At 64.6% G+C, this 18411-nt stretch carries 15 protein-coding genes and 2 pseudogenes; 6 read left to right on the top strand and 11 right to left on the bottom strand.

The window, feature by feature from the left end:
- Nucleotides 1-41: 41 nt before the first annotated feature.
- The 3 genes from holB to mltG are packed head-to-tail and all read right to left on the bottom strand — an operon-like array spanning nucleotide 42 to nucleotide 2797.
- The gene (holB, locus tag G486_RS0110775) at nucleotides 42-1076 is read right to left on the bottom strand and encodes a DNA polymerase III subunit delta' (RefSeq protein ID WP_027015540.1); all 1035 of its coding nucleotides are present in this window, start codon (nucleotides 1074-1076) and stop codon (nucleotides 42-44) included.
- On the bottom strand, nucleotides 1073-1765 hold the full coding sequence (gene tmk, locus G486_RS22095; protein ID WP_051303415.1) for a dTMP kinase: 693 nt from the start codon (nucleotides 1763-1765) through the stop codon (nucleotides 1073-1075). Before tmk ends, holB begins: the two co-directional genes overlap by 4 nt.
- A gap of 21 nt (nucleotides 1766-1786) precedes the next feature.
- Nucleotides 1787-2797, bottom strand: coding sequence for an endolytic transglycosylase MltG (gene mltG, locus G486_RS0110785; RefSeq protein WP_407059795.1), 1011 nt, complete (start codon nucleotides 2795-2797; stop codon nucleotides 1787-1789).
- 30 nt (nucleotides 2798-2827) lie between these two features.
- Here mltG and ygfZ point away from each other — a divergent pair, with 30 nt between their 5' ends.
- Nucleotides 2828-3784 carry a CAF17-like 4Fe-4S cluster assembly/insertion protein YgfZ gene (gene ygfZ / locus G486_RS0110790; protein WP_027015542.1) on the top strand — a complete coding sequence of 319 codons (957 nt, stop codon included), beginning with the start codon at nucleotides 2828-2830 and terminating at the stop codon, nucleotides 3782-3784.
- A gap of 78 nt (nucleotides 3785-3862) precedes the next feature.
- Here the strand turns inward: ygfZ and G486_RS0110795 are convergent, their stop codons facing one another.
- The 4 genes from G486_RS0110795 to G486_RS0110810 form a co-directional block, all read right to left on the bottom strand.
- Entirely contained in the window at nucleotides 3863-4618 is a 756-nt protein-coding gene (locus G486_RS0110795) for a sulfite exporter TauE/SafE family protein (protein WP_027015543.1), read from the bottom strand.
- A gap of 28 nt (nucleotides 4619-4646) precedes the next feature.
- On the bottom strand, nucleotides 4647-5504 hold the full coding sequence (locus G486_RS0110800; RefSeq protein ID WP_027015544.1) for a YbgC/FadM family acyl-CoA thioesterase: 858 nt from the start codon (nucleotides 5502-5504) through the stop codon (nucleotides 4647-4649).
- 58 nt (nucleotides 5505-5562) lie between these two features.
- Nucleotides 5563-6498 carry an alpha/beta hydrolase gene (locus tag G486_RS0110805; protein ID WP_084455214.1) on the bottom strand — a complete coding sequence of 312 codons (936 nt, stop codon included), beginning with the start codon at nucleotides 6496-6498 and terminating at the stop codon, nucleotides 5563-5565.
- A gap of 198 nt (nucleotides 6499-6696) precedes the next feature.
- A complete protein-coding gene (locus tag G486_RS0110810) occupies nucleotides 6697-7575 on the bottom strand; it encodes a 2-keto-4-pentenoate hydratase (RefSeq protein WP_027015546.1) in 879 nt (292 codons plus the stop codon).
- Nucleotides 7576-7637: 62 nt separating this feature from the next.
- Between G486_RS0110810 and G486_RS0110815 the strand changes: the two genes are divergently transcribed.
- The 3 genes and pseudogenes from G486_RS0110815 to G486_RS24300 all read left to right on the top strand — a co-directional run bounded on the left by G486_RS0110815 (nucleotide 7638) and on the right by G486_RS24300 (nucleotide 9509).
- Entirely contained in the window at nucleotides 7638-8777 is a 1140-nt protein-coding gene (locus G486_RS0110815) for an iron-containing alcohol dehydrogenase (RefSeq protein WP_027015547.1), read from the top strand.
- Between the two features lie 68 nt (nucleotides 8778-8845).
- A pseudogene (locus G486_RS23555) lies at nucleotides 8846-8980 on the top strand (IS481 family transposase); the annotation flags it as partial.
- A gap of 382 nt (nucleotides 8981-9362) precedes the next feature.
- The gene (locus G486_RS24300; RefSeq protein WP_169728590.1) at nucleotides 9363-9509 is read left to right on the top strand and encodes a hypothetical protein; all 147 of its coding nucleotides are present in this window, start codon (nucleotides 9363-9365) and stop codon (nucleotides 9507-9509) included.
- 78 nt (nucleotides 9510-9587) lie between these two features.
- Here G486_RS24300 and G486_RS22100 read toward each other — a convergent pair whose 3' ends face one another.
- On the bottom strand, nucleotides 9588-12101 hold the full coding sequence (locus G486_RS22100; protein ID WP_051303418.1) for a penicillin acylase family protein: 2514 nt from the start codon (nucleotides 12099-12101) through the stop codon (nucleotides 9588-9590).
- Nucleotides 12102-12233: 132 nt separating this feature from the next.
- Here G486_RS22100 and G486_RS0110835 point away from each other — a divergent pair, with 132 nt between their 5' ends.
- Complete coding sequence (locus G486_RS0110835; RefSeq protein WP_027015549.1) at nucleotides 12234-12602, top strand: hypothetical protein; 369 nt, start codon at nucleotides 12234-12236, stop codon at nucleotides 12600-12602.
- Nucleotides 12603-13018: 416 nt separating this feature from the next.
- Here G486_RS0110835 and G486_RS0110840 read toward each other — a convergent pair whose 3' ends face one another.
- From G486_RS0110840 to G486_RS24010, 3 genes and pseudogenes are all read right to left on the bottom strand, one after another.
- Nucleotides 13019-14122: an LD-carboxypeptidase gene (locus tag G486_RS0110840; protein ID WP_211233781.1), complete on the bottom strand. Its 1104-nt coding sequence runs from the start codon at nucleotides 14120-14122 to the stop codon at nucleotides 13019-13021.
- A gap of 30 nt (nucleotides 14123-14152) precedes the next feature.
- A complete protein-coding gene (gene tadA / locus G486_RS0110845; RefSeq protein ID WP_034387334.1) occupies nucleotides 14153-15505 on the bottom strand; it encodes a tRNA adenosine(34) deaminase TadA in 1353 nt (450 codons plus the stop codon).
- Between the two features lie 165 nt (nucleotides 15506-15670).
- Nucleotides 15671-15911 (bottom strand): annotated as a pseudogene (locus G486_RS24010) (transposase); the annotation flags it as partial.
- 367 nt (nucleotides 15912-16278) lie between these two features.
- On the opposite strand from G486_RS24010, the gene G486_RS0110855 reads away from it, so the two are divergent.
- Nucleotides 16279-18240, top strand: coding sequence for a TonB-dependent receptor plug domain-containing protein (locus tag G486_RS0110855; RefSeq protein ID WP_034387374.1), 1962 nt, complete (start codon nucleotides 16279-16281; stop codon nucleotides 18238-18240).
- Nucleotides 18241-18411: the final 171 nt, after the last annotated feature.

Here is an 18411-nt window from a genome sequence, read left to right on the forward strand (position 1 = left end):
GGCTGGCGCCGCATCCGCGTAGATTAACAGACGCCGCAGCCTCAACGCCTGGCGCGCGGGCTGCTGCCTGAGAGCAGTACGCCTTTGGCGCGGGCGGCCAGGGCCTCCATCATCAGCCCGGTGTTGAACGGGTGATCGGCCGTGCGCGCAGCCGCAACCAGCTCCCGCGACCAGGCCTGCAGCCCGTCCATGGCCAAAGGCCTGGAGGGCAGATCGGCACGCGTGAAAAAGCGCGGCTCGGCCCCCGCAGCCAGCGCCATGAGGTCGTGACAGATCTTCTGCAGCGCGGCCACGGCCCCGGCCGGAGCATGGCCCGCAAGGGCCGCCACATCGCCCTTGGCCAGGGCACGCGGCAACTGCGCCCAGGCCTGGGCCGCGCCGCTGCGGGCCAGGGCCAGCGCATCGCCGGGGCGCCCACCCGCTGCGCGCAGGGCGGCCTCGGCGGTCCCGGGCTCGATCTGCTGGCCGGCCAGCCACTGGCCCGCAGCCTGATCAGTGGGCCAGCTCATGGTGTGCGTGAGGCAGCGGCTGCGTATGGTGGGCAGCAACTGGTGCGCGGCCTCGCTGGCCAGAACAAAGCGCGCATCGCCGGGCGGCTCCTCCAGGGTCTTGAGCAAGGCGTTCGCGGTGATGGCATTCATCTGCTCGGCCGGATAGACCAGCACCACCTTGCCACGCCCGCGCGCGCTCGTGCGCTGGCAGAACTCCACGGCATCACGCATGGCGTCCACGCGGATCTCGCGGCTGGGCTTGCGCTTTTTGTCGTCGATCTCGGCCTGGGCCTTCTCGCTCAAGGGCCAGCCCAGCTCCTGCATTTGCAGCTCGGGCATGAGCACGCACAGATCCGCGTGCGCGCGCACCGCGATCGCATGGCAGCTCGGGCATGCGCCGCAAGCGCCCTGCTCCGCAGGCGCTTCACACAGCCAGGCACGCGCCAGCTCCAGCGCCAGCGCGTATTGGCCCAGGCCCGACGGGCCCTGCAGCAGCCAGGCATGGCCGCGCTGGGCCAGCAGGCTCGCGCGCTGCTCGGCAATCCAGGGGGCCGAAGCCTCGGGCGGCAAAAGATCCTGGCTCATGCGGCCTCCGTGCCCGGCTGCGCGAGCGCGGCCTCGCCCAGCAGGCCGCGCTCCAGCATGAGCTGGGCAATGCTGTGCCAGACCTGTTCCCGGCTGGCGCTGGAATCGATGCGTGCAAAGCGCCGGGGTGCGGCTTCGGCGCGCGCCGCATAGCCGGCGGCCACGCGCGCGAAAAAGCTGCCGGGCTCGGCCTCGAAGCGGTCGGGCACACGCGCCCCCGCAAGGCGCTGGGCAGCCAGCTCTGCCGGCAGGTCGAACCACAGCGTCAGATGCGGCTCGCGCAGCAGGCCGGGCTCAGGGGCCGTCCCCGTCTGCACCATGCGCTCCAGCACCGTCAGGGCTTGCAGATCGAAACCCCGGCCCGCACCCTGGTAGGCAAAGGTGGCATCGGTGAAGCGGTCGCACAACACCACATCACCGCGCGCCAGCGCCGGCTCTATGACTTCGCACAGGTGATCGCGCCGGGCCGCAAAGGCCAGCAAGGCCTCGGTCAGCGGGTCCATGGCGTCGTGCAGCATGAGGGCACGCAGCTTCTCTGCCAGAGGCGTGCCCCCGGGCTCGCGCGTGAGCGTGACCGCGCGGCCCTGCCTGCGAAAAGCCTGGGCCAGGCCCTCGATATGCGAGGACTTGCCGGCCCCGTCTATGCCTTCGAAGCTGATGAACAAGCCGTGGGTGAAAGGGGAATTCATAAATCCTGTCCGGGCCGCGCCTCAGCGCTGGCCCCGCTGATAGCGGTTGACCGCCCTATTGTGCTCGTCCAGCGTGGGGCTGAAATGGCTGGTGCCGTCGCCACGCGCGACGAAGTACAAGGCCTTGGTCGCCTCGGGCTGGACTGCTGCCATGAGTGCGGCCTTGCCCGGCATGGCAATCGGCGTGGGCGGCAGGCCGGCGCGCGTATAGGTATTCCAGGGCGTATCGGTCTGCAGGTCGCGGCGGCGCAGATTGCCGTCGAACTTCTCGCCCATGCCGTAGATCACCGTGGGATCGGTCTGCAGCAGCATGCCTATGCGCAGCCGGTTGCTGAACACGCCGGCGATCTGCGCGCGGTCGGCTGCGCGCCCGGTTTCCTTCTCCACGATGCTCGCCAGAATCAGGGCCTCGTCGGGCGTCTTGAGCGGCGAGCTGGCCGCGCGCAGGGCCCAGGCATCGGCCAGACGCCTGTCCATGGCATGCAGGGCGCGGCGCAGCACGGCGAGGTCCGAGCTGCCCTTGGCATAGGTATAGGTGTCGGGGAAAAAGCGCCCCTCGGGCGCCACGCCGGGCCGGCCCAGGGCCTGCATGAGGGCCGCGTCATCGAGCACCGCACTGTCCTGGCGCAGAAACTCCTCGCGCGCCAGTGCCGCACGCACCTGGCGCCAGTTCCAGCCTTCGACCAGGGTCAGGGCCTTGAGCGACTCCTCGCCGCGCGCCAGTTTCTGCAGCAGCCCGTAGGCCGTGATCCCCTGGGCGAGTTCGTAGTTGCCGGCCTTGATCTGCCGGTCCCGGCCCGAGATGCGAAACCAGGCATAGAGCGCCCGCGCATCGGTCTGCACGCCGGACTTGACGACCTCGCGGGCCACGCCGCGCGGCGTGGTGCCGGGCTCGATCTCCAGCTCCAGCACGGGCTGGCTCAGCACCAGCGGCTGGTTGAGCCACCACCAGCCGGCACCTGCGACGGCAGCGGCCAGCAGCACCAGCGCCAAAAAAGCGCGAATTACGAAGCGCACAACCTCAGTCCCCATAAGCAATAGAGCGGGGATCATAATTCAGCCATGACCCAGCCCCTGACCTCTTCTCTGAACGGTATTGTCCCTCTGACCCATTTAGGCCTGATCCGCGCCCAGGGCGAGGAGGCCACCAAATTCCTGCACGGCCAGCTCACGCACGATTTTGCGCTGCTCGGGGCCGGTCAGGCCCGGCTCGCGGCCTTTTGCACGCCCAAGGGCCGCATGCTGGCCAGCATGATCGGCTTCAAGCGCGACCAGGACGAAGTGCTCTTGGTCTGCGATCAAAGCCTGTTGCCCGCCACACTCAAGCGCCTGTCGATGTTCGTGCTGCGCACCAAGTGCAAGCTCACGGACGCCACGGCCGAATTCGCGCTCTACGGCCTGGCCGGCGAGCCCGCAGCCCAGGCGCTGGGCACCGGTGCCAGCCCCTGGAGCAAGAAGGACCTGGGCCTGGCCAGCGTGGTTGCGCTCTACCCCGCAGGCAGCCAGCCGCGCGCGCTATGGGTTGCGCCAGCCGGCGAGCCTGCGCCCCAAGGCAGCCCGCTGGATCCCGCGCTCTGGGCCTGGAGCGAGGTCGCCAGCGGCATCGCCACCCTGACCGCTCCCATGGCCGACGCCTTTGTGCCGCAGATGCTCAATTACGAGTCCGTGGACGGCGTGAACTTCAAGAAAGGCTGCTACCCGGGCCAGGAAATCGTGGCGCGCAGCCAGTTTCGCGGCACGCTCAAGCGCCGCGCCTATCTGGTACACGCCGCCCAGGCATTGAGCACGGGCATGGAAGTCTTCACGCCCGAGGATCTGGAGCAGGCCACGGGCAGCATCGTCCAGGCAGCGCCCGCGCCCCAGGGAGGCTGGGATGCACTGGTCTCCATGCAGGTTGCATCGAGCCAAGAGCCGCTGTTTGCCCATGCGGCATTGGCCGAAGGCCAGACGGCCGATTCCGGCCAGGGCGTGGCGCTGCAGCTCCTGCCCCTGCCCTATGCGCTCAAGGAAGATATCTGAGCCCGCTCGGCCTCAGCATCCAACTACTTTTTTGATAGCTGCAAGCGCTTACTACACAAGCGCTTCAGCCATTTTTCGTCAAAAATAAATCGATATCAGCTTCGGCACGGAGCTGGCCAGCAGGATCACGCCCGAAGCCGTGAGCAGCCCCAGCACGATCTGCCGGAACCGCAGATCGCTGATGCCCAGGTACATGCGCGTGCCCAGAAAGGTGGGGATCAGCATCGCCGGTGCCACGATGGCAAACAGCGGCAACACATCGCGCGTGACAAGGCCCGTGCCCAGATAGGTGAGCATGGTCACCGCCAGCATGGACAGATTGAAGTTCTGGATGATGGCGCGCTGCCTGTCCCTCTCGTAGCCGCACAGCGTGCACCACAGCGTGGGCAGGGTTCCCGTGAAGCCGCCGAGTCCACCCATGATGCCGCCCAGCATGCCCACCAGGCCGTCGGCCAGGCGATTGCCGGCCTTCAGCCGGGGCAGGCGCGAAGACATCAGCATCGCCGGGCACCACAGCACAAGCAAGGCTCCGAGCAAGGCCCGGAACACATCCATGTTGAGCCTGGGCAAAAGCGCCACGCCCAGGGGAATGCCCACGAGCCCTCCGGCGACGAAGGGCAGCAGCATTCGGAGATCGAAGCCGCGGCGCACGGAAAACGCCGCCACCAACTGCCCGACCAGGGCCCCGAAGACCGCCAGCGTGGCCGCGACCTGGGGCTCCAGCACCCAGATCCAGACCGACATGGACACCATGCCGAAGGCAAAGCCCGAAAGCCCTTGCACAAACCCCGCGAGCGCAGCGCCCAGGGCCACGAAAAGCCAGACCGATTCCATCAGCGCTCCTGCGTGGACAGCGCGGCCATCACAGCTTCATGCGCATGGTGATGTGGGGAATGCCGGCCTCGTCATAGACCTCGCCCTCGGGCGCAAAGCCTGCGCGCGCATAAAAGCTTTGCGCATGGCATTGGGCATGGAGCACGATTTCGCGATCGCCGCGCTGGCGCGAGGCCTCGATCAGGCTGTCGAGCACCATGCGTCCCCAGCGGCCGCCGCGCAGGCCCCGGTCCACGGCCATGCGACCTATGCGGCCCACGCCCGGCGCATCGCTGACCAGGCGGCCCGTGGCAATCGGCTGGCCCGCGCCGTTATAGATCACCGCATGGCGGGCCACGGGATCGAGCTCGTCGATCTCGATCTCGCGCGGCACGCCCTGCTCCTGCACAAACACCGCCATGCGCAGGCGCTCGGCATCGCGCCCCAGATCGTTCCAGCTGCCCGAGGCCAGCCGGGCCACATCCTGCCCGGCCTCGAAGGCCGTGAGCATGTCGCGCAACTGCTGCGGCACGGCCAGGGGCTTGCGCGTGGCGTTGTCGACGAACACATAGACCAGCTCCACCGCGTTCAGCAACTCCAGCCCGCGGAAGATACCGGCCTCGAAACGCAGCGAGGTATTGCCCTGCTCCACGCAGCGCATGCCCACATGCAGCACATCGCCCAGCGTGGCCGAGGCGTGGTAGATGGTGCTGGCCTTCTTCACCACCACCTCGCCGCCCAGGGCCTCGAAACCGGTCTCGTAAGGCAGGCCCATCAGGCGCCAGTAATCGGTGACGGCCACATCGGCATACATCAGATAGTGGGCATTGAAAACGATCTTCTGGGCATCGACCTCGGCCCAGCGCACCTCGATACGGGTGAGGCAGCGAAAATCCTGACGTTGCATAGCTTTCCTAAGGGTTTGATTTTCTGTTTCGCGGAGAGCTCGCTGACGAGCTCCCCAACTAGCCTGCGGCAAAGGCGGCCTTCAAGGCCCGGGCCATGTCCGCATGGGCCTGACGCGCCTCGGCAAGCGCTCGGCCCATCTTGATGAATTCATGGGTCACGCCACGGTAGATCTCCAGCTCCACGGCCACGCCCGCCATGCGCAGCTTGTCCGCGTATTCCACCCCCTCGTCGACCAGCGGATCGCATTCGGCAAGCCCCATCCAGGCCGGGGCCACGCCATCCACATCGGGTGCCAGCAGCGGGGCAAAGCGCCAGTCCTCACGGTCCTCGGGGCTGCGCACATACTGCGCGAAGAACCAGCTGATGGCCTCATCCTCCAGCACCAGCCCCTTGGCATAGCGGCGGTGCGATTCCGTGTCCTGATGCGCCGTACAGCCCGGGTAGATCAGCAACTGCAGCGCCAGCGGCAGGCCGGCATCGCGCGCCAGAATGGCGCAGGCTGCAGCCAGCGTGCCGCCTGCACTGTCGCCGCCCACGGCCAGGCGCGAGGCATCGGCACCCAGCGTGGCCGCATGTGCGGCCAGCCATTGCAAGGCGTCCCAGGCGTCGTTGCTGGCCGTGGGGAAGCGGTGCTCGGGCGCAAGCCGGTAGTCCAGCGAGACCACCATGCAGCCTGCAAGATGGGCGATCTGGCGGCACAGGCCGTCATGCGTGGCCACGCTGCCCACGGTAAAACCGCCGCCATGCAGGTACAGCAGCACGGGCAGACCGCCCTCGGGCTGCCGGCCCCTGGTCGCCGGAGCATAAAGCCGCGCATCCAGGGCTGCGCCATCGCGTGCGGGAATCGATATCTGCTCGACGCGTGCGAGCTCCTGCCTGGGCACTTCAAGCACGCCGGAGCCAGCCTCGTAGGCTGCGCGTGCAGCCTGGGGTGTGAGATGGTGCAAGGGCGAGCGCGCCGCACGCGCCATGCGGCGCAGCACGTCGCGCATGGCCGGGGTCAGGGAGTCGGGGAGATCGGAATCGCTGGTCACGAAAGGCTGATGGCAATGGGATGGGCGAGGCCTGCCCGGCCGACATGGCGAGCAGCAGCAGGGCCGCACATCATGCAGCAATTCACATACTTGCAAGGTCGCCCGGGCTACTCATGCGCTGGCGGGCCCGCAGCAAGAGCACACACCGCCCGAGACTCACTCGAAGCTCACATGCACGGGCTCCAGCCCCTGCAGACCCTCATAGCTCACGCTGATGGCCTGGCCCGGCTTGGCTGGCATGAGCGGCGAGAACGAGCCCAGGCTGACCCAATCGCCAGGCTGCAGCGCCAGCCCTTCGGAGGCCAGCGCCCGGGCCAGCCAGCTCACGGCGTTCAACGGGTGCTCAAGAATATCGCTGCCCTTGCCGCGCACGACTTCCTGCTCGCCGTCCCTCACCACGACCTGCATGCTGCGCAGCCCGTCAAGCAAGGCGCTGCGCAGGGCCGAATCCCGGGGCACGGCCAGCGGTTTGCCCATCACGCCCAGACGTGCGCCCACGTTGATCGCCGCAACGCCTGCGCCATTGAGCTTGGGTGGTGCCTCGACCATGAGATCGGGCAGTTCGATGAAGGGCACGACCTGGTCTATGTTCTCCAGCACCTGCTGAGGCGTGGCCGCAGACGCAATGCCGGCGCTCTTGATGCGCACCAGCATGTCGGCCTCGAACAAGGGGCGTGCACCGAACTTGGCAGGCATCCGGGCCCCGTCGGGGCGCAGCATGCCTTCGTAGAGCTTGCCCCAGACCGGCTTGTCCGTGGAGAAACGTTTTTGCACCGCAGGATTCGTGAGCCCGGCCTTGTAGCCGATGATTTTTGCACCCTGCTTTTCCAGGGCTGCCGTAAACCGCGCGCGCGTGCAGGCGCCATCGGCATCGCTGAGATCGGCCGGCGGATTGCTCACAGGCTGCTGGGCCACATAGCCCTGGACCCAGGCCGAGATCTGGGCTTGATCGAGACAGGCAGCCTGTGCACCAGTCGCACAGGTGACGATCAAGGCGCCCAACAGCCCCGGTTTCAGGGTTAGCTTCATGCCCATGTCTGCTTCTCCGCTCTAAATTCGAAGCTCAGATAGTAATCAACGACACCTCAGTTCCTCTCATGGCTTTCATCAATTACGTGACCCATATCCAGTTCGACTTCGGTGCCCTGCGCCTGCTGCGCGAGGAGTGCGAGCGCCTGGGCCTGAACCGCCCGCTGATCGTCACCGACCCCGGCATCAAGGCCGCCGGCCTGCTGGACAGGGCCGAGGCGGCGCTCGGCAATCTGCCGCATGCAGTGTTCGATGCCACGCCCGCCAATCCCACGGAGGCCGCCGTGCGCGCGGCAGCCGCCATCTACCAGGCCCAGGGCTGCGACGGCCTGATCGCCCTGGGCGGCGGCAGCGCCATCGACTGCGCCAAAGGCGTGGCGATTGCAGCCACCCATGAAGGGCCACTGACCCATTACGCGACCATCGAAGGTGGCTCGCCGCGCATCAGCGAGCGCGTAGCCCCCATCATTGCCGTGCCGACGACCAGCGGCACGGGCAGCGAGGTCGCGCGCGGCGCCATTCTCATCGTCGACGACGGGCGCAAGCTGGGCTTTCACAGCTGGCACCTGGTACCCAGGTCGGCCATCTGCGATCCCGAGCTCACCTATGGCCTGCCCCCCATGCTCACGGCGGCCACGGGCATGGATGCGATTGCGCATTGCATGGAGACCTTCATGGCATCGGCCTTCAACCCTCCGGCCGACGGTATCGCCCTGGACGGGCTTACGCGCGGCTGGGCCCACATAGAGCGCGCAACGCGCAACGGCGCACAGGATGGCGAGGCCCGGCGCCAGCTCATGAGCGCCAGCATGCAGGGCGCAATGGCCTTTCAAAAAGGCCTGGGCTGCGTGCACAGCCTGAGCCACAGCCTGGGCGGCATCAATCCGCGTCTGCACCACGGCACGCTCAACGCAATGTTTCTGCCGGCCGTCGTGGACTTCAACGCCCAGGCTCCCAGCGTGCAGCAGGAAAAGCGGCTGGAGCGCATGGCCCACGCCATGGGCCTGGCCTCGGGTAGCGACATCCCCGAAGCCCTGCGCGACATGAATGCGCGCCTGGGCCTGCCCCAGGGCCTGGCCGCCATGGGCGTACAAAGCGAGCAGTTCCAGGCTGTGATCGCAGGCGCGCTGAAGGACCATTGCCATGCGACCAACCCGCGTCTGGCCAGCACCGGGGACTATGAGGCACTGCTCGCAGCCTCCATGTAGCTGTCGCATCCCGGCCAGTCATATGGCCGCTTACTGCCTTGAAGCCTGCCGTGCCTGCACAGCCCCACAAAGCTTTCAAAGACTATGTTCCGGGCTTCGTGCACATGGATGTGAAGTACCTGCCGCAGATGCAGGACGAGGCCAAGCGCCGCTACCTGCTCGTTGCCATAGACCGCGCAACCCGCCGGGTGTTTGTGCAGGTCAAGGGTTGGGTTCGCGGGTCTGAGAACGTGTTGACAATCTCCTCGGCTTCGCCCCAGTGTCTTTGCTGGATGAGATGCGAAGCGCGATAGCGCAGCAATAGCCCAGACAAGGCCGCCGAGCTGGCTCGGCAGGCCGTTGCGAAGCGGGCTTCACCACTCACAGACTGCAAAAAACTTCAGTACAGAAGCACGCACCGGTGCGGCCTTGCAGCCACATACCGGGCGCAAAGCAGGCGCATTCAACGCAGTCGGCTCGGGATTCCTTGCCTCGCGCTGGCGCTAGGTCATAAAAACTTCACAAAACCTGTCAACCGTCTGACATGCTCGGGCGTTGAACAGTAGCACACTGAAATCCCCCAGCCCCCCAACCGAGGAGTACGCCATGACCTACTTTTCCGTCTCCCCTCTGGAGTTTGAAGCAGCCCAGCAAGCTGTGGTTGAAATGCCCGAGCCCCGCGCGCCCGAGGAAGTGCTGTGCATGCTGGCAAAGAATCCGCCACAAAGCGAATGCAGTGCCGACGCCTTCTGATTCTTTTCATGCCCCTTCTGCAGGAACCTCCGCCCCGGCGGCCACAAGGCCCCGGGGCTTTTTGTACATATACAGGCACTATTGGGGCAGCAGCAACTGCTGGCGGCACCAGATGCCAGACTCCATTCTCAGAGGCCGGTACCTGCCCTTTGCCCAGGCCTGGCTCATGTCGATATAGCGGCTGGAGAACACCAGGCCGCTTTGCCCGGTCTGGTAGATGAACTGCGAGCTCTCGGGCCGATCCAGATCGTAGATTGCACGCAAGGAAGCCGCATGGCGGTTGGCAAACGGCATGTCGTGCTGATTCGGATGGTATTGGCCGACATTGACCGTATAGCTGTCGCCCCCCGAAGCCACGCTGACATTGAAGATCTTTGCCAGTCCGAAGGCACTGCCCAGAGGCCGATGAACGCTGAGCGCAGGATGCGCCTTGCCCCAATGCCAGCGTCCCAGGTCCACGCCATATGCGGCAGCAAGTCTCTGCAGCGCACGCTCCAAGGCCTGCTTGGACCGCTGGGCACAGGAAAGCGGTGCACACCACCAAGCATCGTCACGGCTCAGAATGCCTCCCAGACCTGCACGAAAATCGCGCTTGCCATAGGTCATGGACAACAGCTCTTCGCCCACACGGGAACCAACCAGAGCACGCGTGAGCTCATCGGCCCAGGCTGCAAAAATCAACGGAGCAGCTTGCTCTGCCTCCATTCGGCCGTCAAAGCCACGAAGGGCTTGCCTTGCCTGGCTGCCCAACGGATCGTTGAGGCTATCGGCCGAGCGCTGAAGATACGGGAGCAGCTTCTGCGTGGCCAGCGACAGCACGTCAGCCTGGATGGCGGCCATGCTGGCCGCATCATGCAGCGGCCTGGCCTCGATCAGGGCGCTGATGCGCTCATGGCGGTAAGGCAGATGCCAGTCCTGGGTCAGAAAGTGAGCATACCCAGGCTCGGTCACCCGCTGATTGGCCGTGGCCACATAGCCCCGGCTCGCGCCACTGTCCTGAGGCAGTTGATCATTGTCTATCCACCCCTGCCAGTCGTAGCGGGCCAGCCAGCCCGGTGCCGGTGCCACGCCTCGCAGGTCATTGTCGGCAGCGCGCACAGGCGCTCTGCCCAACGCCTTGAATCCTATCGCGCCATGGACGTCGGCCGCGACAATGCTTTGCATGGGAGAGTGATAGTCCTCGAAGGCCTTGAACAACTCATCGACACTGCTGGCGCCATTCGCTCTCAGTCCGGCAAGCACTGTGCGGTTGTCCGGGTCCAGCGCCGCCCAGCGCAAGGCCACGGCATATCGATGCTTGTTCAGCAAGTTCTCATATTGGGGCTGTACATCGCTAATCACCGGTCCATGACGCGTACTGCGCACAGTCAGGCTCAGGTCGGCCTGGCCCTTGATCTTGATGATCTCGTTGCGCACGGCAAACGGCTGCCAACCGTCCGGTGTGAGGTAGCGCCCCGGATCGGCAGCATCGATCTTCTCCAGGTACAAGTCCTGCACATCCGGATTGGTATTCGTGAATCCCCAGGCCACTTCGCTGGTGCGACCCAGCACCACGAATGGCAATCCCGGCAGGGTTGCACCAATCACATCGACAGGCGGCAAGGCCAGGCCCTCGCGCGTCCAGCCTGCGGGTGACTGCAAGTGAGCGTAATACCAGATGGCCGGTGCACTCAGCCCCAGATGCGGGTCATTCGCCAGGAGCGGCTTGCCACTGACCGTACGGCTGCCATCGAGCACCCAGTTGTTGCTGCCAAGCCCGTCATTGACGCCCGCATCGCGCACGAAATGACGTGCCCAGAGCTCAAGGGCCTGCTCGGTATCCTGCCTGGGCTGAGCCAGTGCAGCTGAATCATGATCCGGCTTGTAGACACCAAGGTCTTTGTACAGTACCGCCAGGTCGGTAGCCGTTGCCGGAGCCTCGCCCGGATAAGGAGGCATCAGCTCCCACAACTGCGACGTGCTCAGCTTCGAGAGCAAGGCCAGACGCGCGAACTCGTTACCCCAGTTGCCCCCCAGGTCCAAGGCCATCATCAAGGTCCAACCCACGCTGTCTTCAGGCAGCCACGCAGAGTGACCCACGTTCACCTCCATGCCCAAAAGCAGGAACTCGGGCTGCAAAGGCTGACCACGCACCGGCAAGCCTGCGTAATAGGCGGCAATGCCTTCGCTGTATGCCTGCAGGGCCTCGCGCGCAGACGCCGGCAGCGCTGCATACTGGCGCCGGGCTGCGCCGCTGATGTCCAGGGTCCGCATCAGCTTGTCGAGCTCCAGCGTCGCAGGGCCCAGCACTTCGGACAGACTGCCATTCATCAGGCGGCGGTTGAATTCGAGCTGCCAGCCACGCTCCTGGGCATGAACCAGACCCAAGGCCCGCCACAAGTCCTGGGGGGAGGCAGCACTGATATGCGTGACATCGGATGCATCGCGGCGCACCTGGACCGCGTTCTCCAGCCCGGCCAAGATCAGCTCACCATCAAGCTTGGGCTGCACCCGCACTGCATAAGAGGCCAGAACAGCGCCCAGCAGCAGGAGAGTGACTACAACAGCCACTCCGGCTTTCGCCAGCCAGAGTGCCCAACGATTGCATCCCATTACGCCCTCCTCTTCAATATGTTTCAGCTTGTATCACGACCACCATCTCTCCGATAGCTCAAACTATGCCGCATATGCAACGACAATCGGGCTTTTGCGCTCTCAAGAAACGCTTGGTAACCGAAAGCAGATATGTGGCCCTTCAGTCTTTTGAAAAAGCTCAGCCAGGATCCCGCCGTGGGCCAGACCCGTGGCGACTATGTGGGCTGCTATCTCATGGGCGTGGAAACCCAGGGCCAGGACGAGATCAGCTATATCTCTCTGGCCATATCGCGTTCAGAACTTGAAGTCGATGCGCGCAACTATCTGGAGAACTTTCTGCAGCAGCATGCGCATCTTCCCGAACAGGAGTTGGGCGCCGTGCGTCTGCTGCTGACCGACCTGGGCCCGCGCCTGGATGTCCATCTGGCCGGAGACATGCGCTTGCCCCTGGCCGAGCAAGGAGCCAGCAAGCTGTTTTTACGCACTGGCATGCGCGCTTCGAATAAGCCGTCCCGCTGAATCCGGCTCCTCTCAGGCCTGTTTGCAGGCGCTTGAGCACTGACCTGGGAGCGGGCGTACAGGCCTGAGAACGTGTTTACGATCTCTACGCTGCCGCGTTGGAGCGCAATCGGGATGAGTTCAAAGCGATGGGGCGCAGCTTGCACCGGGGTGCAAGCAAGCCACAACGCGAAGAAATCGCCCGATTTCGCTCCAACCCTGCGGGCCAGTGCCTTTGCGGGCGGTCTGCAGCGTTGCGAATCCTCGCAATAGCACGGCTATTGCTGCGGTATCGCGCCTTGCATCCCATCCCGCACAGACACTGGCGCGGCGCCGAGGAGATCGTAAACACGTTCTGAGATCGTGAACACGCTCTGAGAATGCAGGCCGCATCGGGAAAGGCTAGCGGCATGCCTTTCCCGATGGCTGGCAGGGAGTCAGTGGGTATGCCCCCAGTAGATCAAGGCATCACGCCCTTCCACCGACAAGGACACCGGCAGCCCCACGGGCAGCAACACCTTGGTCGGCACATGACCATAAGGCAGTCCCTGGAGCACCGGAATGGCAAGCTGGCTGCGCAGCCAGTCAACCACGGTTTGCAGCTTGAAGCCCTTGTCATGCTCCGTGAGCCGGCTGGCCGTGAACTGCCCGAGGACCACAGCCTTTTGCTTGCCCAGAACGCCTGCATGCAGCAACTGGGTCAACATGCGCTCTATGCGGTAAGGGGACTCGCCCACATCCTCAAGAAACAGGATGCCACCCTTGATCTGCGGAAAATACGGCGTTCCCAGCAAGCTGCTAAGCACGCACAGATTGCCGCCCCACAGCGTGGCACCACCCTCTACGTAGAAATCCTCGACCGCTGGCTTGCCCTCGGCATCCTGCCCGATCTTGGGCATGCGCCAGCCAGCGCCCTCGCCCTGGCCGCTGAGCAAATCCTCGAAGCAGGCCAGCATGATGTCATCCACCCCCCCTTCGTCACTCGCACGGCCGAAATCGTCGATCAGCAAGGGGCCGGCCCAGCTCACGGCACCGGTCTTGGCGAGCAACGCCGATTGCAAGGCCGCGAGATCGCTCAGGCCCACGAACTTCATGCCCTTTTCGGCCGCCTTGGCCAGGGCCTTGTAATCGATGCCCGGCAGAATGCGCGTGAGGCCGTAACCGCCACGCGTGGCCAGCACCACGTCAGCGCCGCTGGCTGCCGCCCTGTGAATAGCGGCCAGGCGCGCGGCATCGTCTCCCGCAAAGCGCTGATGGGAGCTCAAAGCGTCGGCATCGACCTCAACCTCATGCCCCATGGCTTCAAGGCGCTTGATCGCGCGCTTGAAGCCTTTCCTGTCGCGCACCGCACCCGAGGGCGAATAAACATAGATATGTTTGGCACCAGGCTCATGGGCATGGCCACAGCAACTGCCATCGGCGGCATGCACATGCTCATGCGGTACGGGCTCGGTTGGCTGCTCGGCAGACTCGGTAGGTTTACGGTTTTTGCGCAAAGAGGACAAATCGGTTTCATGCCGCAACTGGGCGACAGGCTCCATATGGCTGGTGAAAAAACTGGGCCGGCCCAGTCAACGGCCAAAGTATTCCACAGCCTGAACCAGCCTGAGCGCTACGGGCTCCATATCCCAATGGCCATGGGCAAATAATTGCGCTGTGCCCGGCTGGCCGCCAGCTTCGCACAAAACCTGCTCCCAAGCCTCGCTCCACAGCGATGCAGGCAAAAGCTCATCGAGGGCCGAGCCCTGCAGCCACAGCTTTTGCCGGGCCTGCCAAACGGCCAGCAGCTCGCCAGGCACAGAAGGCAGCTCCGCCTGCACACGCGGCCAGGCTTCCAGTGCAGCGCGGTGACCAGGCCTCGCAAAAGGCCAGTCCAAAGCCGGATCACCCACCTCTCCCATGGCCCGTGCCACAGGCCAGCCGGGTTTGCGCGCAGCACTCTCGAACCATTTTGCATAAGCCTGCGGGGCCTGCTGCCCGGGCCAGGCGTTGATGAGCCAGCCGCCCACAAAGCGCTCTGGCATGCTTTGCGCCAAGGCCAGCCCCAGGCGGGCCCCATCGTCATGCCCGAGCAGCACAATGCGCTGCAGATCCAGGGATTGCACGAGCTGTGCCAACACCTGCACATGCCAGGCCGCCGTATGCTGCCCAGGCTTCTTGGGCTGATCGCTTCGCCCAAAGCCCGGCAGATCGGGAGCCACCACACGCTGGCCGGCTGCGGCGAGACCTCGGATCAAGGGCGCAAACCAGTGGCTCCAGGCGGGACTGCCATGCACGCACAGCCAGGTCAGCGGCGCGTCCTTGGGACCCTGGTCAACCACTGCCAGACGCAGCCCCCTGAGTGCCGCCAGATCGCTGCGCCAGTCCACGGGCAAAAGCCCGGGCAGGTCTTCAAGGCCTGTATCCGGATTGCGCAATGCCCAGTCCTGCAAAGGATGGCAGGCCTGATGCCGGCGACGCTGCTGGACCCGGCGCTGGCGAAAAAAATCGGCAAGCAAGGCCGCACACTCATCCGCCAGGACACCAGACTCCATCCGGGTGTGGTGATTGATCCGGCCCTCATCGAACACATTGAGCACCGAGCCTGCTGCCCCGGTCTTGGGCTCGGATGCACCATAGACCACGCGTGCCAGACGTGCATGCAGCATGGCTCCGCTGCACATGGTGCAAGGCTCCAGCGTCACGTAGAGGGTGCAGCCATCAAGCCTGTAGTTGCTCAGACTTTGCGCAGCCTCGCGCAAAGCCTGGATCTCGGCGTGGGCCGTGGGGTCGCAAGCGCTGACCGGGCTGTTGCACCCACGCCCTATGACGACACCATTCTTCACGACCACGGCGCCCACGGGCACTTCACCTGCAGCCGCGGCCTGATGCGCCAAGCTCAAGGCGTGGCGCATCCAATGCTGGTCTTGCTCATTTGCGGTCATAAGCTTCTCGGGCTTCGCCAGCCAGGAGTGTGAGTACCCCGCACACCCGAGAACTGGCAGCTTGCCTCATCCAAATTTGCGTAGCTCATAAGTAGATGGATACATAGAACTCGATTCTCGCAGGCCCAATCCGTAGAGGCTGCGCTCAAGGCATACAGACGTGCTCATGCAGCCTCTCTCGACTATGCCCGCACCGCCATCCAAGATGAGGTCACGCACATAGGCACCGTCACCTGTGAAGCTCAGCAAGGGCTGGCTGGCAGAAAGCTGTTCCAGCAACTGAGACACGACAGCAGCATCACTGACATCTTTGGTTGTGACGCAGATGGCCCGCACCTGCAGTGTCTGGACATCGATGCCGATGTTCAAGGCGCCATTGGCGCCGACGTTCAGCACCGTACTCCTTGAGCGCTGCGTTGTACTGTGCCCAGTTGGTGGTGCGGTATCGGGGCTTGGACTGCAAGGGCTAGCCCATCTCCCAAGCCTATCCGCGACCAAGAGATGATTTGTGCAACAGGCCACGGCAGTTCAGCCCCGCACCTGACAGTACGGCTAGGCGTTCTCCCCAAGTCCTTCGGCCGGCACCTCGCTATACATATAAATACATATCGATAGAATGCATCTGCTTTCCATTCAGATAGGAAAGCAGCATCTCTATATCTACAAAAGCATAGCCAAGTACCGTGAAACACCCCATCCCAGGCTCTTCGTCCCGCCAATTGCCCCAGGACCGGACGCAAACCCCTCCTTTCCCCCGCAGCTTGCTGCTGTCCATGCTCGTGGGCAGTCTTGCCCTTTGCGGCCAGGCACAGGCGCAGGAGACAAGTCCCAAGGCCTTTGAGCTGGGCGTTGTCGATGTACACGGACAAAAGAGCGGCGAGCCCGCAGCCACGAGCGAGCAGCGCCTGGACGCGGCCCAGCTGGAGCTGCGCAATGCGGACACCGTGGCCGATGCCGTGCGCCTGCTGCCCGGCGTCAGCCTTTCGCGCAACAGCCGTAACGAGGAAATGATCAATGTGCGCGGCTTCGACTCGCGCCAGGTGCCGGTCTATGTGGACGGCATTCCACTCTACGTGCCCTATGACGGCTATGTGGACTTCGGCCGCTTCACCACCTTCGACCTGGCCGAAGTGCGTGTCGCCAAGGCCGGAGCCTCGCTGATGTACGGCCCCAACACCCTGGGCGGCGCCATCAACCTGGTCACGCGCAAGCCCAGCAAGCCCTTCGAAGGCGACATACGCCTGGGCGCGGGTTCGGGCAGCCAGCGCAAGGCGGCGGTCAACCTCGGTGGCAATCTCGACACCTGGTACTACCAGATCGGCGCCTCCTATCTGGACGCGGACTCCTTCCCCCTTCCCAAGGGCTTCAAGGACTTCAAGAAGCAGCCCACGGACACCGGCGACAAACGCGAAAACGCCTACCGCACCGACAAGCGCCTGTCGTTCAAGATCGGCCTCACGCCCAATGCCACCGACGAGTATGCGCTCGGCTATGTGCACCAGGAAGGCGAGAAGGGCAACCCCGTGTATACGGGCACGGCCACGGGCAAGAACGTGATCCGCTACTGGCGCTGGCCCTATTGGGACAAGGACAGTGTCTACCTCCTGAGCAATACACGCATTGGCGAGAACAATCTGCTCAAGGCCAGGATCTACCACGACAGCTACAAGAACGGCCTGGACATGTATACGGACGCGAGCTATTCGCGCCACGACCCGACCAGCAGCTACAAGGACGTGAGCAAGGGCGCAAGCCTGGAGTGGTCCAACTACAGCTTTGCGGGCCATGAGCTGCGCTTCGGCGCCCATTACAAGATCGACGAGCACACGGATGCGGCCTCAACCAAGGACCCGCAAAAGCACTACCGCGACGTGACCTACTCCCTGGTCGCCGAAGACACGATTGCGCTGGCCGAACGCTGGAGCCTGAACCTGGCGGTGAGCCACGAGCGCCGCGAAGCACGCGAAGTGCATCTATGGCCCACGGGCTCGGCCGATGCCACGAACGGCGTGGCCAAGCTCGGCTATGCGCTTGGCAAAGACAGCGAGGCCTATGTGATCGCCTCGCACAAGACGCGCTTTCCCACGATCAAGGACCGCTACTCGGCACGCATGGGCACGGCCCTGCCCAGCCCCGACCTGCAGCCCGAGACCGCCAACCACCTGGAGCTCGGCGTCAGCGGCAAGCCCTGGGAAGGAGGCCTGGGCCAGGCCGCGCTGTTCTACAGCCGCGTGCGCAACCAGATCCAAAGCGTGGTCGTGCCCTCCGCCGCCTGCGGCGGCAGCACCTGCAACCAGGCACAGAACGTGGGCCGCACGCGCAATCTGGGCCTGGAGCTGTCCCTGGCCCAGGAGCTGTCCGCACAATGGGGCCTGCATGCGAACTACACCTATCTGAGCCGGCGCAACACCAGCGACAGCAGCATCACGCTCACGAATACCCCGCGCCACCGCCTGCTGGCCGGCGTACAGTGGCGCCCGCATGCGCAATGGGAGCTGAATGCCGAGGTCGAGGCCGAAAAGGGCCGCTATGTCTCGCTGGCCGGTAGCGGACAGCTGACGGCTCTGAAGATGTCGGGCTTTGGCACGACCAATCTGCGTGCACGCTACAAGCCGCGCAACGATATCAACCTGGACGTGGGCGTGAGCAATCTCGGCGACAAGTGGTATCAGTTCGACGACGGCCTGCCCATGCCGGGGCGCATGTGGTATGTGAATCTTGGGTATAAATTTTGATCCCCCCTGAGCCGCTTTGCGGCTTCCCCCCAGGGGGACGACACCTTCGCTGCGAGGCGGCTCTTGCTCGGCGCCCCTGATTTTGGGGCACGCCGGTTTTACAAGCTGTGGGCCCATCAATGGACGGGCCTGCTTCCTCAATCGCCTGCTGCGGTGTCCCCCAGGGGGACG

It is taken from the genome of Comamonas composti DSM 21721 (assembly GCF_000429845.1).
Classification (GTDB): domain Bacteria; phylum Pseudomonadota; class Gammaproteobacteria; order Burkholderiales; family Burkholderiaceae_C; genus Comamonas; species Comamonas composti.

What these genes read in the sequence shown, in the direction of transcription:
- holB (WP_027015540.1), bottom strand. Translation starts at nt 1,076, where the DNA reads ATGAGCCAGGATCTTTTGCCGCCCGAGGCTTCGGCCCCCTGGATTGCC.
- tmk (WP_051303415.1), bottom strand. Translation starts at nt 1,765, where the DNA reads ATGAATTCCCCTTTCACCCACGGCTTGTTCATCAGCTTCGAAGGCATA.
- mltG (WP_407059795.1), bottom strand. Translation starts at nt 2,797, where the DNA reads ATGGGGACTGAGGTTGTGCGCTTCGTAATTCGCGCTTTTTTGGCGCTG.
- ygfZ (WP_027015542.1), top strand. Translation starts at nt 2,828, where the DNA reads ATGACCCAGCCCCTGACCTCTTCTCTGAACGGTATTGTCCCTCTGACC.
- G486_RS0110795 (WP_027015543.1), bottom strand. Translation starts at nt 4,618, where the DNA reads ATGGAATCGGTCTGGCTTTTCGTGGCCCTGGGCGCTGCGCTCGCGGGG.
- G486_RS0110800 (WP_027015544.1), bottom strand. Translation starts at nt 5,504, where the DNA reads ATGCAACGTCAGGATTTTCGCTGCCTCACCCGTATCGAGGTGCGCTGG.
- G486_RS0110805 (WP_084455214.1), bottom strand. Translation starts at nt 6,498, where the DNA reads ATGCGCGACGTGCTGCGCCGCATGGCGCGTGCGGCGCGCTCGCCCTTG.
- G486_RS0110810 (WP_027015546.1), bottom strand. Translation starts at nt 7,575, where the DNA reads ATGGGCATGAAGCTAACCCTGAAACCGGGGCTGTTGGGCGCCTTGATC.
- G486_RS0110815 (WP_027015547.1), top strand. Translation starts at nt 7,638, where the DNA reads ATGGCTTTCATCAATTACGTGACCCATATCCAGTTCGACTTCGGTGCC.
- G486_RS24300 (WP_169728590.1), top strand. Translation starts at nt 9,363, where the DNA reads ATGACCTACTTTTCCGTCTCCCCTCTGGAGTTTGAAGCAGCCCAGCAA.
- G486_RS22100 (WP_051303418.1), bottom strand. Translation starts at nt 12,101, where the DNA reads ATGGGATGCAATCGTTGGGCACTCTGGCTGGCGAAAGCCGGAGTGGCT.
- G486_RS0110835 (WP_027015549.1), top strand. Translation starts at nt 12,234, where the DNA reads ATGTGGCCCTTCAGTCTTTTGAAAAAGCTCAGCCAGGATCCCGCCGTG.
- G486_RS0110840 (WP_211233781.1), bottom strand. Translation starts at nt 14,122, where the DNA reads ATGGAGCCTGTCGCCCAGTTGCGGCATGAAACCGATTTGTCCTCTTTG.
- tadA (WP_034387334.1), bottom strand. Translation starts at nt 15,505, where the DNA reads ATGACCGCAAATGAGCAAGACCAGCATTGGATGCGCCACGCCTTGAGC.
- G486_RS0110855 (WP_034387374.1), top strand. Translation starts at nt 16,279, where the DNA reads ATGCTCGTGGGCAGTCTTGCCCTTTGCGGCCAGGCACAGGCGCAGGAG.